This window comes from Streptomyces sp. LUP47B (genome assembly GCF_001746295.1).
GTDB lineage: Bacteria > Actinomycetota > Actinomycetes > Streptomycetales > Streptomycetaceae > Streptomyces.
The window spans coordinates 207,576-224,166 of sequence record NZ_MJAH01000015.1 but is presented as its reverse complement, the minus strand read 5'-3'; the positions used below and the strand labels follow the sequence as shown (position 1 = coordinate 224,166).

General features: G+C 69.1%; 14 protein-coding genes. 6 read left to right on the top strand and 8 right to left on the bottom strand.

Annotation, left to right across the window (positions count from 1 at the left end):
• Positions 1–237 precede the first annotated feature (237 nt).
• A complete protein-coding gene (locus tag BFN33_RS36450) occupies positions 238–2,622 on the top strand; it encodes a PA14 domain-containing protein (RefSeq protein WP_069764472.1) in 2,385 nt (794 codons plus the stop codon).
• 57 nt (positions 2,623–2,679) lie between these two features.
• Here the strand turns inward: BFN33_RS36450 and BFN33_RS36445 are convergent, their stop codons facing one another.
• The 5 genes from BFN33_RS36445 to BFN33_RS36425 all read right to left on the bottom strand — a co-directional run bounded on the left by BFN33_RS36445 (position 2,680) and on the right by BFN33_RS36425 (position 7,989).
• The gene (locus BFN33_RS36445) at positions 2,680–3,126 is read right to left on the bottom strand and encodes a heat shock protein transcriptional repressor HspR (RefSeq protein ID WP_069764471.1); all 447 of its coding nucleotides are present in this window, start codon (positions 3,124–3,126) and stop codon (positions 2,680–2,682) included.
• 6 nt (positions 3,127–3,132) lie between these two features.
• Positions 3,133–4,314 carry a molecular chaperone DnaJ gene (gene dnaJ / locus BFN33_RS36440; RefSeq protein WP_069764470.1) on the bottom strand — a complete coding sequence of 394 codons (1,182 nt, stop codon included), beginning with the start codon at positions 4,312–4,314 and terminating at the stop codon, positions 3,133–3,135.
• 45 nt (positions 4,315–4,359) lie between these two features.
• The gene (gene grpE, locus BFN33_RS36435; protein ID WP_059209014.1) at positions 4,360–5,007 is read right to left on the bottom strand and encodes a nucleotide exchange factor GrpE; all 648 of its coding nucleotides are present in this window, start codon (positions 5,005–5,007) and stop codon (positions 4,360–4,362) included.
• Complete coding sequence (gene dnaK / locus BFN33_RS36430; RefSeq protein WP_069764469.1) at positions 5,004–6,851, bottom strand: molecular chaperone DnaK; 1,848 nt, start codon at positions 6,849–6,851, stop codon at positions 5,004–5,006. The genes grpE and dnaK overlap by 4 nt, the downstream gene beginning before the upstream one ends.
• Positions 6,852–6,945: 94 nt before the next feature.
• Positions 6,946–7,989, bottom strand: coding sequence for an MraY family glycosyltransferase (locus tag BFN33_RS36425; protein ID WP_069764468.1), 1,044 nt, complete (start codon positions 7,987–7,989; stop codon positions 6,946–6,948).
• A 195-nt stretch (positions 7,990–8,184) separates the two neighbouring features.
• Here BFN33_RS36425 and BFN33_RS36420 point away from each other — a divergent pair, with 195 nt between their 5' ends.
• The gene (locus BFN33_RS36420; RefSeq protein ID WP_069764467.1) at positions 8,185–10,467 is read left to right on the top strand and encodes a (Fe-S)-binding protein; all 2,283 of its coding nucleotides are present in this window, start codon (positions 8,185–8,187) and stop codon (positions 10,465–10,467) included.
• Positions 10,468–10,555: 88 nt separating this feature from the next.
• On the opposite strand, the gene BFN33_RS36415 is transcribed toward BFN33_RS36420, so the two are convergent.
• Positions 10,556–11,047 carry a nucleotidyltransferase domain-containing protein gene (locus BFN33_RS36415; protein WP_069764466.1) on the bottom strand — a complete coding sequence of 164 codons (492 nt, stop codon included), beginning with the start codon at positions 11,045–11,047 and terminating at the stop codon, positions 10,556–10,558.
• 143 nt (positions 11,048–11,190) lie between these two features.
• Between BFN33_RS36415 and BFN33_RS36410 the strand changes: the two genes are divergently transcribed.
• The 4 genes from BFN33_RS36410 to BFN33_RS36395 all read left to right on the top strand — a co-directional run bounded on the left by BFN33_RS36410 (position 11,191) and on the right by BFN33_RS36395 (position 14,854).
• Positions 11,191–12,489, top strand: a complete 1,299-nt coding sequence (locus BFN33_RS36410) for a VCBS repeat-containing protein (RefSeq protein ID WP_069764465.1) — start codon at positions 11,191–11,193, stop codon at positions 12,487–12,489.
• 64 nt (positions 12,490–12,553) lie between these two features.
• Positions 12,554–13,519 carry a Yip1 family protein gene (locus tag BFN33_RS36405; protein ID WP_069764464.1) on the top strand — a complete coding sequence of 322 codons (966 nt, stop codon included), beginning with the start codon at positions 12,554–12,556 and terminating at the stop codon, positions 13,517–13,519.
• Positions 13,520–13,552: 33 nt separating this feature from the next.
• Positions 13,553–14,011, top strand: coding sequence for a nuclear transport factor 2 family protein (locus BFN33_RS36400; protein ID WP_079141184.1), 459 nt, complete (start codon positions 13,553–13,555; stop codon positions 14,009–14,011).
• A 423-nt stretch (positions 14,012–14,434) separates the two neighbouring features.
• Positions 14,435–14,854 (top strand): hypothetical protein, encoded by a 420-nt coding sequence (locus tag BFN33_RS36395; protein WP_141758022.1) that lies wholly within the window; start codon positions 14,435–14,437, stop codon positions 14,852–14,854.
• Positions 14,855–15,034: 180 nt separating this feature from the next.
• Here BFN33_RS36395 and BFN33_RS36390 read toward each other — a convergent pair whose 3' ends face one another.
• Both BFN33_RS36390 and BFN33_RS36385 read right to left on the bottom strand, forming a co-directional pair.
• The gene (locus tag BFN33_RS36390; protein WP_069764461.1) at positions 15,035–15,436 is read right to left on the bottom strand and encodes a DUF4234 domain-containing protein; all 402 of its coding nucleotides are present in this window, start codon (positions 15,434–15,436) and stop codon (positions 15,035–15,037) included.
• Between the two features lie 551 nt (positions 15,437–15,987).
• Positions 15,988–16,503: a phosphoribosyltransferase gene (locus BFN33_RS36385; RefSeq protein ID WP_069764460.1), complete on the bottom strand. Its 516-nt coding sequence runs from the start codon at positions 16,501–16,503 to the stop codon at positions 15,988–15,990.
• Between the last annotated feature and the right edge of the window lie 88 nt (positions 16,504–16,591).

Below are 16,591 nucleotides of genomic sequence, written 5' to 3'. Positions count from 1 at the left end.
GCTGCTCACTTCTGGTGCTTTCCGGACGCGGGCGCGGCATTGCGGCCCATGTGTCTGAAAAGACAACGCGGGGCCGCCCAACGACGTCAAGCGGAATCACTTAACGAGTGCGCAACGCCACTCTCCGCCGATGGTGTGAAGACTTGGCGCGAACACTAGTACAACCAACTTCACACCTGGCGAGTCGTGATCACAGCAGAAGCACAACTGCTGTTCGCCGTACGACCAGAGGATCGAATGAAGTCAGCCAGACGGACGACCGCAGCCGCCGTCGTCCTCGCCACCGCCGGCACCCTCGTCTCCCTGACGGCGGCGCCCGCCTCGGCGGCCGTGTCGTGTGCCTCGCCCGTGTTCACGCGGCAGTTCTACGCGAACACGAGCCTGTCCGGCACCCCGAAGAAGACGGACTGCGACAACGCGATCGACCAGAGCTGGAGCGGCGCCCCGGTCTCGGGCCTCCCGAAGGACAACTTCGGCGTCCGCTGGACCGTGACCCGCGACTTCGGCTCCGGCGGCCCCTTCGCGCTCAACGCGACCGGCCTGGACGGCATCCGCGTATACGTCGACGGCGTGCGGAAGATCGACCTCTGGAAGAACGTCTCCACCACGGTCGCCAAGACCGCCAACGTCACCGTCCCCTCCGGCAAGCACACCCTGCGCATCGACTACGCCAACTGGACCGGCACCGCCAAGGTCAAGGTCACCTACGCGCCCCGCACCGCCGCCGACGTCGACAAGGTCAAGCCGCTCACCCCTACCGGCACTTCCGTCACGTACGACAAGGCCACCCGCAAGGCCAAGGTCACCTGGGCGAAGAACAAGGAGATGGACCTCGCCGGGTACCAGGTCTACCGGCGGCTCAAGGGGACGTCGTACGGCACCAAGCCGCTCACGACGACCACCTCGACCTCGTACACGGACACCCCGCCGCCCACCGGCGCCACGTACTACTACGAGGTCCGCGCCCGCGACAGGGCCGGCAACACCTCGGGCGGCACCGCCGACCAGCCCGTCACCACCGTGGACACGACTCCGCCCGCGGCGCCGTTCCTGGAGATGGACGTGTGCCCGGACGACCAGCCCTTCGCGGCTCCGGAGCTCGTCACCACCGCCGAGGACCGGGCCGACATCGCCTGGTACGAGCTCCAGCGGCTCGCCCCGGTCACGAACGCCTGGGCCACCGTGTACGCCGGCGCCAAGGGGACGACCTGCGACACAGGGCAGCCCGCCGACGGCAGCAAGGTCACCTATCGGGGCCGGGCCCGGGACGCCGTCGGCAACTGGTCCGTGTACTCGGCCGCCACCACCTTCACCACCTTCGACATGACCCCGCCGGCGACCGCCGCCGACGCCCGCGTCGAGTACCGCTCGGGCGTGCCACACCTGGTGTGGTCGGCCGTCGACGGGGCCGCGCGGTACGAGGTCCTCCAGTACGACCCGAAGACCGGCGGCTGGCTCGACGCGCTGCCCGGCGCGGCCGGCACCACCACGGGGACCGACGTCGTACCGCGCCAGCTCCTCGCCGTCGCCGACTCCTACCGGTACGCGGTACGCGCCCAGGACACGAAGGGCAACGCCTCCTCGCCGACGGAGGTCACCCTCGCGATGGCCGACCGCCCGGAGGCGATCGCGCCGTACGAGACCACCGCGACCCGCTCCGGCGCGGGCGTGTACGTCTCCTGGGCCAGTGCCGACCCGTGGACCCATGACAGCGCCCCGCTGCTCACGTACCGGATCGAGCGGACCGACCCCGCGACCGGCGAGACCGTGGTCGTGGACAAGTGCGGGCCGGACAGCGCGGATCCGTCGGTGGACTGGTGGTGGGCGGGCGACGACGCTCCCTCCTTCGCCGGACGCCAGGTCCTGCGCGGCACCTGCCAGGACGTCTCCGGAGCCTCCGAGACGACGTACGAGTACCGGGTCGTCACCGTCGACCCGTACGGACACACCTCACAGCCCGGTCCGGCGGCCACCGGGACCACCCCGGACACCAAGCGTCCGGACCCGGTGCAGAACCTGACCGCCGAGCAGGTCCCGCTCGGTGTACGCCTGACCTGGACCCCACCCGCCGACAACGACGTCTTCACGTACTACGTGTGGCAGGGCGTCACCGACCCGGAGTCCGGAGAGACGGTCTGGAAGCGGAACTGCTGGAGGGGGGAGTCCCTCACCGAGACCGAGATCCTCTGCCCGACCGTCGCGGACGGCGCGACCCACGTCTACCGGGTGGCCGCCGTCGACGCCCTCTGGGACGAGGGGCCGGACTTCTTCCACACGGCCGACGTGTCCGTGACCCTGCCCGACACCCGGCCGCCCGGCTGGACCGGCACCGAGATCGTCGAGGACAGCTACCCGGACCTGTACGTCGGCTGCTCCGAGAGCTCCGGCCTCGGGGACTGCGCCAGGTTCACGCGCTACCGCGTGGAGCGCTGGGATCCGGCGACGAGTGCCTACGTCACGCTGACCGAGGGGGCGACGGGTGACGCCCACTCCTTCATGGACAAGACCGTCCACGAGGACCGGCTGGCCCTGTACTACTACCGCGTCGTCCTCCTGGACTCCGCGGGCGCCGAGACCGTGGCCCGGTCCACGGCGTACGGCATCTGGGAGTACGAGTTCTGACCCGGAACACAGGGAAGGGGCCCGGAGAGATCTCCGGGCCCCTTCTCGTGGCTGTGCCTAGTCCTTGGCCCGCTTCGGCCGCCACACCACCAGCGCGCTGGTCTGCTGGACCTCCTGGTACGGCACCAGGTCACGGCGGTACGACGCGTGCACCGCCGCCTCGCGCTGCTGCATGGCCGCCGCGGCCCCCTCGACGGCTGCCTGGAGCTCGGCCACCCTCGACTGGAGCGCGGCGACCTGGTTCTCCAGTTCGATGATGCGCTTGATCCCGGCCAGGTTGACGCCCTCGTCCTGCGACAACTGCTGCACCTGGCGGAGCAGTTCGATGTCGCGGGCCGAGTAGCGCCGGCCCCGGCCCGCGGTGCGGTCCGGGGACACCAGGCCCAGACGGTCGTACTGGCGCAGTGTCTGCGGGTGCAGGCCGGACAGCTGGGCCGCCACCGAGATGACGTAGACCGGGGTTTCCTCGGTCAGTTCATACGGGTTGCGTCGACGACCGTCCATCTCGAATCATGCTCCCTTCGCGGCCTGGAACAGCTCCGCCCGTGGATCCTCACCCACGGTCGCCTCGCGATACGCCTCGAGCGCGTCACGAGCCTTCCCCGACAGCTCGGTCGGGACACTCACCTCGACGGTGACCAGCAGATCGCCGCGGGTGCCGTCCTTGCGGACCGCGCCCTTGCCCCGCGCCCGCATGGTGCGGCCGTTGGGCGTGCCCGGGGGCACCTTCAGCGTCACGGCGGGGCCGCCCAGCGTCGGCACCCTGACCTCGCCGCCGAGCGCCGCCTCCGAGAAGGTCACCGGCACCGTCACCGTGAGGTTGTCGCCCTTGCGGCCGAAGACGGGGTGCGCGTCGACGTGCACGGTGACGTACAAGTCGCCCGCGGGGCCGCCGCGTTCACCGGGCGCCCCCTTTCCGCGCAGCCGGATCCGCTGGCTGTCCGACACCCCGGCCGGGATGCGGACCTGCATGGTGCGGGAGGACTTCGCCCGCCCGGAGCCCTTGCAGATCTCGCAGGGGTTCTCCGCGATCAGGCCGCGGCCCTTGCAGTCCGGGCACGGGTCCGTGAGGGAGAAGCCTCCCCCGGAGCCCCGCGCCACCTGGCCGGTGCCCACGCACGTCGGGCACACGCGCGGGTTGCCGTTGGCGTCGCCGGTGCCCGAGCAGGCCTTGCAGGGGGCCTGCGAGGACATCCTGAGCGGGACCGTCGCGCCCTCGATCGCCTCGGTGAAGCTGAGGGTGACCTCGGTGTCGATGTCCTGGCCCCGCCGGGGCTGGACGCGCGTAGTTCCGGAGCTGCCCCGGTTGAACAGGCCCCCGAAGACGTCTCCGAGTCCGCCGCCGAAGCCGCCGGCTCCCTGGCCCCCGCCCTGGGCGCCGCCTCCGAAGAGGTCGCCCAGGTCGAAGTTGAAGGAGCCGCCCGCGCCGCCCGGCCCGGGGCGGAAGCCGCCGTTGCCGAACAGGGCGCGGGCCTCGTCGTACTCCTTGCGCTTCTTGGGGTCACCGAGGACGTCGTTCGCCTCGGAGATCTCCTTGAAGCGCTCCTCGGCCTTGGCGTTGCCCTTGTTGGCGTCCGGGTGGAACTCGCGGGCGAGCTTCCGGTACGCCTTCTTGATCTCGGCCTCGGTGGCGTCCTTGGGGACGCCGAGGACCTTGTAGTAGTCCTTCTCGATGAAGTCCTTGGTGCTCATCCTCGACGCGCCCCCTTTCCGGTGTCCTGATCGTTCTCTTCGACCTCAGCCCTCCTCAGGGCCGTTGTCCTTGTCGTCGCCGGCCTCGGAGCCGTCCTCGGCCTTGACCGTCTGCGCGCCCGGCTGCGGTTCGGCGACGGCCACCCGCGCGGGGCGGATGGTGCGCTCGCCGAAGCGATACCCAGGCTGCAGAATCGCCACGCACGTCGTCTCGGTGACGTCGGGTGCGTAACTGTGCATCAGGGCCTCGTGGATCGTCGGGTCGAAGGGCTCGCCCTCCTTGCCGAACTGCTGCAGGCCCATCTTCGCCGCGACGGTCTCCAGGGACTCCGCGACGGACTTGAACCCGCCGAGAAGTTCCCCGTGTTCCCGCGCGCGGCCGATGTCGTCGAGCACGGGCAGGAGTTCGGTCAGGAGGTTCGCGATGGCGATCTCCTTGACCGTGATCCGGTCCCGCTCCACACGGCGGCGGTAGTTCTGGAACTCGGCCTGGAGCCGCTGGAGGTCCGCGGTGCGCTCTTCGAGCGCCTTGCGCACCTGGTCCAGCTGGGCCGTCAGGCCGGCGATCTGGGCACTTGCGTCCCCGGCCGGGGCCGCCCCTTCCTGGGGGGCGGCCTTCGGCTCGGCGTCGTCGGGGGTGGCGCCGGAGGGGACGTCGGGCTTCTCGTCGAAGCCCGGGGTCTCCTCCGTCACGCGGCACCGTCCTTGCGCTCGTCGTCCACGATCTCGGCGTCCACGACGTCGTCGTCCGCCTTGGCCTGCGAGGCACCGGCGTCGTCGGCGTCACCCGCGCCCTGCGCGGCCTGGGCGTCGGCGTACATGGCCTGGCCGACCTTCTGGGAGACCGCGGCGACCTTCTCGGTGGCGGTGCGGATCTCCGCGGTGTCCTCGCCCTTGAGCGCGGCCTTCAGCTCCTCGACGGCGGCCTCGACCTCGGTCTTGACCTCGCCGGGGACCTTGTCCTCGTTGTCCTTGAGGAACTTCTCCGTCTGGTAGACGAGCTGCTCGCCCTGGTTGCGGGTCTCGGCGGCCTCGCGGCGGCGGTGGTCCTCCTCCGCGTACTGCTCGGCCTCCTGGCGCATCCGGTCGACCTCGTCCTTCGGCAGCGAGGAGCCGCCGGTGACGGTCATCTTCTGCTCCTTGCCCGTGCCCAGGTCCTTCGCGGTCACGTGCATGATGCCGTTGGCGTCGATGTCGAAGGCGACCTCGATCTGCGGGACACCGCGCGGGGCCGGCGGCAGACCGGTCAGCTCGAACATCCCGAGCTTCTTGTTGTACGCCGCGATCTCGCGCTCGCCCTGGTAGACCTGGATCTGCACGGAGGGCTGGTTGTCCTCGGCGGTGGTGAAGATCTCGGACCGCTTGGTCGGGATCGTCGTGTTCCGCTCGATGAGCTTGGTCATGATGCCGCCCTTGGTCTCGATGCCGAGGGACAGCGGGGTCACGTCGAGGAGCAGGACGTCCTTGACCTCACCCTTGAGGACACCGGCCTGGAGGGCGGCGCCGATGGCGACGACCTCGTCCGGGTTGACGCCCTTGTTGGCGTCCTTGCCGCCGGTGAGCTCCTTGACGAGCTCGGCGACGGCGGGCATACGGGTGGAGCCGCCGACGAGGACGACGTGGTCGATCTCGTTGATGGAGACGCCGGCGTCCTTCATGACGTTGAAGAACGGGGTCTTGCAGCGCTCCAGGAGGTCCGCGGTCAGCTGCTGGAACTGAGCCCGGGTGAGCTTCTCGTCCAGGTGCAGCGGGCCCTCGGCGGAGGCCGTGATGTAGGGCAGGTTGATCGAGGTCTCCGTGGAGGAGGACAGCTCGATCTTGGCCTTCTCGGCGGCCTCGCGCAGACGCTGCAGCGCCATCTTGTCCTTGGCCAGGTCCACGCCGTGACCGGACTTGAACTGCTGCACCAGGTAGTCGACGACGCGCTGGTCCCAGTCGTCACCACCGAGGTGGTTGTCACCGTTGGTGGCCTTCACCTCGACGACGCCGTCGCCGATCTCGAGGAGGGACACGTCGAAGGTGCCGCCACCGAGGTCGAAGACGAGGATCGTCTGGTCGTCCTTGTCGAGGCCGTACGCGAGCGCGGCCGCGGTGGGCTCGTTGACGATACGCAGGACGTTCAGGCCCGCGATCTCGCCGGCCTCCTTGGTCGCCTGACGCTCGGAGTCGTTGAAGTACGCCGGGACGGTGATGACCGCGTCGGTCACCTTCTCGCCCAGGTAGGACTCGGCGTCCCGCTTCAGCTTCTGAAGGATGAAGGCGGAGATCTGCTGCGGGTTGAAGGGCTTCCCGTCCAGCTCCATCTTCCAGTCGGTGCCCATGTGCCGCTTCACCGAACGGATGGTCCGGTCCACGTTGGTGACCGCCTGGCGCTTGGCCACCTCGCCGACCAGCACTTCGCCGTTCTTCGCGAAGGCGACGACGGACGGCGTGGTCCTGGCACCCTCGGCGTTGGTGATGACGGTGGGCTCGCCGCCTTCGAGAACGCTGACGACGGAGTTAGTCGTGCCCAGGTCGATGCCGACCGCACGTGCCATGGTTGATTCCTCCAGCTGACTTGAGTGGAACAGGCTCAAGTGTGCACGACGACTCCGGCTCGGTCAACAGACCTGAGTCGTACGGACTCAACTCTTATCCGTTCCTTACACGCAACTGGGTCGTGACCTGCGGCGATGCTCGACGCTGGACCACGTTGGGCTTCCCGTTCGGCTTCACGTTCGGCTTGACGCGAAGCAGTACGAGTACGACGACCAGGGCAACCCCGGCGACCCACAGGGCCCCGGTCGCGGCGATCCACCCGAGGTGCACGAGAGCCCCGACGAGTACCCCGCCGAAGGCCGCGACACCCAGGACGACGGACGCCCCCTGCGGAGTGAGCCCGAGCCGCCGCAGCCGGTGGGCGAGATGGTCCGGGGCGGCACGCAGCAAAGGCCGCCCGGACAGCCCCCGGGCGAGAACGACGAGCACGACGTCGGCGGCCACCACCGCGTTCAGCGCGAACAACACCCCCGCACCGGAACCGAGTTCCTGCCCCGCGCGGGTCGCCACGGTGGCGGACGCCAGCACGAACCCGGTGAACAGGGCCCCGCACGCGCCGAGCCCCACCCGCGCGGGATGCCAGTTGTGCATCAGGAACCCGGTCAGCGCGGCGGCCAGCACGCTCAGCAGTACGGCGACTCCGTCCATCACCTCGGCCGCCGCACAGGCCCCCGCCCCGAAGGCGGTGACGACCCCGACGGTCCCGGCGAGCCCGTCGGCGTGGTCCAGCGCCTTGAACCCGAGGGCGACGAAGACGATCCAGCCGGCCGCGAGGAGCCCGGCGGGCACGCCCGTCTCCTCGTACGGCACGACACACACCGCCGCCACCGCCGTACCGCCCACGAGGAACCGCGCCTTGACCCGCCGTACGTCGGCGACGAGACCGAGGAGGGCAACGGCGGCCCCGGCGACGAGCAGCCGCTCGACCTCGGGCCCCAGGGGTGTGGCGCCCTTCCAGTCCCCGACCGCCGCGACGAGGCAGGTGGCGCCGACCACCGCCACGCCGCCGGACAGCGGCACGGGTCGTCGCCATCGCCGGTCAATGATCCCGAGGCGCAGGGCGGCCACCCGCAGCACGGCGGCGAGCACGGCTGCGAGGAGCAGGGCGGAGGTGGCGGCGAGGATCCCATAGAGCACAAGCCCAAATTAGCGGCGTATGCACCAATTCATCACGAATAACACGATCGGGTTTTAAGGTAACCCTCAGCGATTCAGATCACTTTGTGCCCGGCTACAGTGCGGCAGAAGATGGGGGTAGTCTCAGACGGACTGCATAAGTTACCGCTTAGTAATCTCGCTCGTAGAACCCTCGCAGGCCCGAGGAGCCCCGAAATGCAACTCGCCGCGATCATCGTGTCGCTGGTACTGACCGTGGTCGGCGTGGCACTGCTCGCGCGCGCCATCGGCCAGTTCGTCCGGTACTTCAAGCTGGGCCAGCCCGTGCCCGCCGGAAGCAGGACCGACAACCCCTACGCCCGCAGTGTGACGCTGGTGAAGGAGTTCCTCGGCCACACCCGGATGAACCGGTGGGGCATCGTCGGCTTCGCCCACTGGTTCGTGGCGATCGGCTTCCTGACGCTGCCGCCGACTCTCGCGCAGGCGTTCGGCCAGCTCTTCAAGGCCGACTGGGTGCTGCCGGTCATCGGTGAGTTCCTGCCGTTCGAGATGTACATCGAGTTCATCGGCGTCATGACCGTGCTCGGCATCGCCGCCCTCATCGTGATCCGCCTGCTGAGCCTGCCCTCCCGCCCCGGCCGCAAGTCCCGCTTCGCGGGCTCCAAGGCGGGTCAGGCGTACTTCGTCGAGTACGTCATCCTCACCATCGGCCTCGCCATCTACGTGCTGCGCGGCCTCGAGGGCGCGCTGCACCACGTGGAGGGCTACGAGGCCGGGTACTTCGCCTCGTACCCGCTGGTGCTGGCCTTCAAGGGCCTGAGCGTCTCCGCGCTGCAGAACCTCGTCTACCTGGTCGCGACGATCAAGATCGGCACGTCCTTCGTCTGGATGATCGTCGTCTCGCTCAACACCAACATGGGTGTGGCCTGGCACCGCTTCCTGGCCTTCCCGAACATCTGGTTCAAGCGCAACGCGACCGGTGAGACGGCCCTCGGCGGCCTCCAGCCGATGACGAGCGGCGGCAAGCCGATCGACTTCACCGACCCCGGTGACGACGACGTCTTCGGCGTCTCCCAGGTCGAGCAGTTCTCCTGGAAGGGCCTCCTCGACTTCTCCACCTGCACCGAGTGCGGCCGCTGCCAGTCGCAGTGCCCCGCGTGGAACACCGGCAAGCCGCTCTCCCCCAAGCTCCTGATCATGTCGCTGCGCGACCACGCGCACGCCAAGGCCCCGTACCTGCTGGCCGGCGGCGGCAAGAGCATGGAGGGCGAGGAGAAGGCGTCCGAGGAGCAGCTGGCCGGTGTGCCCGCGTCCGCTCTCGCCGAGGCCGAGCGCCCGCTGATCGGCACGGCCGAGGAGAACGGCGTCATCGACCCGGACGTCCTGTGGTCCTGCACCACCTGCGGCGCCTGTGTCGAGCAGTGCCCGGTCGACATCGAGCACGTCGACCACATCGTCGACATGCGCCGCTACCAGGTGATGATCGAGAGCGCGTTCCCGTCCGAGGCGGGCACCATGCTCAAGAACCTGGAGAAGAAGGGCAACCCCTGGGGCCTGGCCAAGAAGCAGCGCCTGGAGTGGCTCAAGGAGGTCGAGTTCGAGGTCCCGGTCGTCGGCCAGGACATCGAGGACCTCACCGAGGTCGAGTACCTGTACTGGGTCGGCTGCGCGGGTGCCCTGGAGGACAGGGCCAAGAGGACCACGAAGGCGTTCGCCGAGCTCCTGCACATCGCGGGCGTCAAGTTCGCGATCATGGGCGGCGACGAGAAGTGCACCGGTGACTCCGCCCGCCGCCTCGGCAACGAGCCCCTGTTCCAGGAGCTCGGCATGGAGAACGTCATGGCACTGAACATGGCGTTCGGCGAGGAGCTCGACGACGACGGCAAGGTGGTCCCGGAGTCCGCCAAGCCCAAGTCGGCCAAGAAGATCGTCGCGACCTGCCCGCACTGCCTCAACACGATCGGCAACGAGTACCCGCAGCTCGGCGGCGACTACGAGGTCATCCACCACACCCAGCTGCTCCAGCACCTGGTGGACGAGGGCAAGCTGGTCCCGGTCACGCCGGTCGAGGGCATCATCACCTACCACGACCCCTGCTACCTGGGCCGCCACAACAAGATCTACACGCCGCCGCGCGAGATCATCGCGAACGTCCCGGGCCTGCGGAACGAGGAGATGCACCGCCACAAGGAGCGCGGCTTCTGCTGTGGCGCCGGTGGCGCGCGGATGTGGATGGAGGAGCGGATCGGCAAGCGCATCAACAACGAGCGCGTCGACGAAGCCCTTTCGCTGAATCCCGACATCGTGTCGACGGCCTGCCCGTTCTGCCTGGTGATGCTCACGGACTCGGTGAACGGCAAGAAGAACGACGGCAAGGCCAAGGAGTCCATCCAGGTCGTCGACGTCGCTCAGCTCCTCCTGGAGTCCGTGCGGACCCCGGTCGACCCGGAGGACGCGGCGGAGACGGCGAACGAGCCGGAACCGGAGCCGGTGAAGTAGGAGCCGGTGAAGTAGCGCTCACGACGGGGCTGTTCGGCGCCCTCGGGTCCCACCGGACCCGGGGGCGCCGCGTCTTTGCGGTCCCCGCTCAGAAGTGGGTGACGATCCCGAAGACGCGCCGCAGCAGAGCCATGTCGTGCCGGTCGCGTTCCGAGGGCTCGTACCCCTGGTGGAAGTAGACCTGCTGCTCGGCGGACAGACACGGAACGGCCGTCCCGCCGACGGTCCCGGTCACGAAGCAGGAGGCCGGATAGCCGAAGGGCCGCTCCGGCTCCCCGGACGCCTGTACGGCGGAGCCGTCCTCGGCGAAGACCAGCGGATGCAGGTCGATCTCCCGCCCGTCGGGGGCGGTGACCACGAACCGGACCGGCCGCAGGTCCAGGCTCTCCACGAACCCCGCGGCGGCCAGCGCCGCCACGACGGCCGGCTCCTGCTCCTGCCGGTGCATCAGATCCAGGTCGCGGTGGTCCCGGGTCCGCCTGCCGACCAGCGCGTCGATCCCCCAGCCGCCACCGACCCAGACCTCCGTGCCGGCCCGCCGCAACAGGTCCAGGACACGCAACACGTCCTCCGCGTCCATGACTTGCCTCCCCGCCCGCACCACCGCACGATGGCGGCCCCAGGACTGTCGCCGTAAGTCGAACAAGTGCATCATTGCCGAGGTCGTTGTCAATGATGCTGACGAGGTGAACGGTGCACGTGCGGATCGTGCGGAGAGACGTGATGTGTACGGCGCCCCCGGGCGCCACCCTGGTCACCGCCGTCGCCGCCCTCGCCGCCACCCTCCTGCTCGCCGCCTGCAGCCCCACCCAGCACACCGGCTCGGCGGACCACACACCCGTACGGAACGCCGACACCCCGCCCCGGCTCCCGGTGCCGAAGGGCAAGGGCAGCAGGACCCCGGACGACTTCAACGGCGACGGCCACCGCGACCTCGTGCTGGGCGACCTGGTCAAGGCACAAGCCCACGCAGACGACCCCGGCATCGGCATCGTCTACGGCAGCGCGCGCGGACTGGTCCCGGGCGCACGGCAGTTGATCACCCCGAGCGGACAGGGCGCGGCCACCGACGGCCAACTCCCCGCCCTGTTCGACGCGGAGGCCACCTGCGACCTGGACAAGGACGGCTTCACGGACCTCGTCGTCTCCACCGACCCGCCCTACGACGGCCAGGGCCGGCCCCCGGTCCCACTCCAGGTCCTCTTCGGCTCCCCGACCGGCTTGTCCGGCAAGGCCGTTCACCTCACCGTCCCGGCCGCCGCCCGCGTCGGCAACGACTGGCCCGACCAGCCGGTCTGCGGCGACTTCGACGGCGACGGCACCAAGGACCTGGTCCTGCACGCCTCCGGCGGCCATCTCACCTACCTGCGCGGCCCGTTCACCCGCCAGGGCAGGCCGAGCGGGGCCGCCGCCCCGATCCGGTCGCCCGGCGAGGTCCCCACGGGCCCGGCCGCCGACGTCGACCGCGACGGCTACGACGACCTGATCGTCCGTACAACGCAGGGCGCCGGCCCCTCCGCCGTGGTCCTCGGCGGTCCGGCGGGCCCGACCCGCACCGGAGCCGTCCTGCCGTCCGGCATCGACGTGGCCCTCGGCTCCTTCGGCCGCGGCAAGGCCCTGGACGCGGCGGTCGGCGCCATGGGAGGAACGTCACTGCGCTATGACCTCCCCACCGCGGCGAAGGGCTCCCTGGACTCCCCCGGCTCGGTCCTGGACGCCGCCGACTTCGACGGCGACGGCCTGAGCGAGCTGGTGTCCAGCGGCTCGCGCCTGCGCGTCTTCCAGGGCCGTACGACCGGGCTCTCCACCCGGGCGACGACCACCGTCGAACCCCCTGCCACCGGCACCAGCCGGGTCCTCGCGGTCGGCGACTTCGACGGCGACGGCCGGGCGGACCTGGCGGTACGGACGTACCGGAGCGAGACGAAGGACACCGTCGCCGTCTTCCCCGGCGCGAAGAAGGGGCTCGTGAGCGCCGAGCCGGCCGTCAGCTTCTCCACGTCCGCGTTCCTCAGCCCCTGACCTCACCGGCACGCTGACCCCGTAGGGGACGGATGAGGATGCCCTTAGAGGATGCCCTTAAGGGATGTCACAGCTCAGCAGCAAAGCCGTCCCTGAAACGCCGGGCCGCGCACGCCACTCCCCGGGACCAGGTACGTTCGAAGACGTGGCTGGATTCAGGATCGGACGCGGCCGGGACAACGGCGCTCCTCACGCGCGACCGCAACAACCTCCGTACGGGCAGCAGGCGCCCCAGGGACAGCCGTACGGCTATCCCCCCGCGCCGCAGCCCCACCCGGGCCAGTGGACCCAGGGCGGCGGCGGGGGCTACGACGAGCCGGAGTACTTCGGCGACGGCGCCGGTGGCGGTGGTGCCCCGCACCCGCAGGGCGGCCATGACCCGTACGCGGCCAACAACCCGGGCCATACCCAGGCCTTCTCGGTCGGCGAGGACCCCTACAACCAGGGCGGCACCTACCGCGCGGGCTCGGCCCCGGCGGCCCCGGCGGGCCCCCGCCTGCACTGGAAGGAACTCCTGAAGGGGATCCTGCTCTCCCCCAGGCAGACCTTCCTCCAGATGCGGGACTACACGATGTGGGGCCCGGCCCTCATCGTGACCTTCCTCTACGGCCTGCTCGCGGTCTTCGGCTTCGAGGGCGCCCGAGAGGACGCGATCAACGCCACCCTGTCGAACGCGATCCCGATCGTCCTGACGACCGCCGTCGCCATGGTCCTGTCGGCCTTCGTCCTGGGCGTCGTCACCCACGCCCTGGCCCGCCAGCTGGGCGGCGACGGGGCGTGGCAGCCCACGGTCGGCCTCTCCATGCTGATCATGTCCCTGACCGACGCCCCCCGCCTGATCGTCGCCATGTTCTTCGGCGGCGACGCGTCCTTCGTCCAGCTCCTGGGCTGGGCGACCTGGGTGGCGGCCGGCGCTCTGCTCACCCTGATGGTCTCCAGGTCCCACGACCTGCCGTGGCCGAAGGCCCTGGGCGCCTCGGCGATCCAGCTGATCGCCCTGCTGTCGATCGTGAAGCTGGGCACGTTCTAGCGTCCACGACGAGAAAGGGCCACTTGGGGGCGTGTGAGTCCGAGTCCGCGCGAGGTGTTTCTCCGGCTCGTCCATGGGGTCGCCGACGGGAACTTCGACGAGTTGCCCGACCTGTACGGCGAGGTCACCGATGTCCGGCATCCCATGGCGACGCCGGGGTCCGAGCCGTTGACGAGTCGGTCCGCGCTCCAGGAGCACTTCACGGTGCCGCCGGAGGTCCGGGGGCCCCTGCCGAAGAGGCGGGTCGTCGACGTCGTCGTTCACGAGACCGCCGATCCCGAAGTGATCGTCGCCGAGTTCGCCTATGAGTTCACGTTGCCGGACGGCTCCATGGCGAAGGTGCCCTGCGTCTTCGTCATGCGGGTCCGGGACGGTCGGATCATCGAGTCACGCGACTACATCGACCCGATCCGTACGTACACGGCACGCGGCGACCTCGACCGCCTCATCACGTCGTTGCGGACGGATGTTCCTCAGCCGGGGACTTCCTGACGTGCTCAAGACGCTCAAAGGGCTTGCTGTCGCCAACGGCGGCATGTGGACCGGGGGGACATCTTGCTGGCGAATCTGCTACCAGGCCTACGCGATGTCCGGGCTCCGCTCTCGACAGGCTGCATCTGGCTCCTGACGCTCTGGCTGATCCTGGAGGACCGCGTTCCGACGCCTCAACGGGCTCACGGCGTCTGGGCTTCTCTGTATCGCCTCGGCGACCTGATAGGTCCCGCCGGAGTACTCGCGTCCGGGGCCTTCCTCGCCTACCTCATCGGAGCCATGCTCGCCGTCCGAGTAGTCACTGTGAACGCGAGGGAAGCGCCGAATGCCGCGAGGTTCCGGAGCGGCGGCACAGCCCTCGCACCTCGCGTGTCACGTCTCGCATACGACGACCTGGTCAGCTTCCTACAGGATCAGGAACGCTTGCCCCGCCCGGTACCTGAGGGCACCGCGACCGCGAACCCGGAGCGCGAGCGTGGCGAACGCCTCGTGGCCGGCCTGGCGGTACGAGACATCCTCGGTGAGACACGCCAGCTACGCACCAAGCTGCTGATCGCCAGCTACGACTTGTTCAACGAGTACGACCGAGCGGTAGGTGAAGCGGAGTTCCGCAAGAACGTCGCCTACGCCCTCGTCGGTCTGACGGCAACGCTCAGTTGGCTGCAATCACCTTGGTGGGCTCTCCTCCTGATCGTCTCCGCCCGGCTCTACGTCGCCGGCGTGGGAAGCGAACGAGCGGCCAACGACGTCATCGTCCAGGCCGTGGTGGCGGGCCTCATCACCCCGCTGTCCATAACCGGGGCCGCGGGCGTACCGGCTGTTCCCACCGGGCGGAGCCAGTAGAAGGTCCGTGCTCTTCGGCGGGTTGGTGGTGGGAACGACACCTCGACAGCACGCGGAAACGCGCAGCAGCCAGGATCAGGGCTTGCTGACTGATCCGGTCGGATCAGTCGTGGGCAGGGACCACGACCTGCTGCAATGCCCACGTACCAAGCGGCCTCCGGAGCCGCGTCACGGCGCACGTCAGGCTGCGAGAGGCACCTGGTCGCCCTCTTCTGGGACCTGATAGTGAGCCCAAATCTGGTTCAACTCGTGCTGGTAGTAGAGCGGGAACAGAGCGGCCACGATGAAAAGGATGAGTCCGATCCAGGGATTGCAGTTCCGCTGCATACCAGCCGACTGCTGCATGCGGGCTATGCGCACACCGGTGTTGTAGACCGATACGAACGGGGGAACAATCACCAGCCAGCCGACGGTGATAGCCAGAAGGGCCAACACTGGATTGACCTCGATCCGCTGATCAAAGTCCCGGGCTTCGCGATTCACCTTGTAGTACCAGACCAGGTGGTAGATGCCCAGCGTGATCAGCGGCCAAATAAGCCAAACGAGAAAGATGTTGCGGGTCTTGCCGGCGCGACCTGACATGACGCACCTCCATTAACCCAGTGCATCACGACCAGCCACGCCACGCGCGTCGAGGCATCGCGGCCTGTGGAGGCGTCATGTCATCATCGGGCGATGCTGGCTGAAGAGGACGCGCGCCGGCTGGTGCTTGCCGAGATCGAAGGCATGCGGGGCTGCATCGAGTACGACCTTCAGATCTTGCGCGTAGAGGCCTTGCCGTTCGGGTGGATCTTCTACTGGGGAGCGGCCCGTGACAGCCGCAGCGGACAGCGCCCTCGATTGGGAGGTAACGGTCCTTTCTTGGTGGATCGCGAAAACGAGCGGTTGATCCGCACTGCTCCCAACGTCCCCGTGGCCCGTCAGGTCGCCGACTACGAACGCCGACTACGACGAGAGGCTCATGCCCGGCACACGGCAGCGAAGCCAGCTGCACAGCAGCGCGGTACCGCAACCCCAGCGACGGCCCCTGTCCGCTGCCGTCCCTCCGGGGCCTCGAAGCGACCGGATTGACCTTGCGCCCAGGGCCGCCGCACACTCGCCGTGAACTGACCTTCGAACGAGCTACTCGCAGGTCAGACCGCTTCCTTGTTCTCCCTGGGCGCCTCGCCCGACCTGTGCACCGGCGGCAGAACGCTCCACGGGAAGTTGATCCAGTCGTCCGTGCGCTTCCAGACGTACTCGCACTTCACCAGGGACTGGGACTTCTCGTAGATGACCGCCGAGCGGACCTCGGCGACGGCGTCGAGGCAGAAGTCGCGCACCAGTTTGAGTGTCTTGCCGGTGTCGGCGACGTCGTCGGTGATGAGGACCTTCTGGTCGGAGAAGTCGATGACGTTGGGGACGGGAGCCAGCATGACCGGCATCTCCAGGGTGGTCCCCACGCCGGTGTAGAACTCGACGTTCACCAGGTGGATGTTCTTGCAGTCGAGGGCGTACGCGAGGCCGCCGGCGACGAAGACTCCACCGCGGGCGATCGAGAGCACGACGTCGGGCTCGTAGCCGTCGTCGGCGATGGTCTGCGCGAGCTCACGGACGGCGGTGCCGAACGCCTCGTAGGTCAGGTTCTCCCTTGCCTGTATGTCACTCACGCTCACACTCCCGAGGAAATACAGGGCGCGCGGGGCGACAACCACGACAGCCCCGCGCTCCCACTACGGCGTAATGGTCACTGCGAAT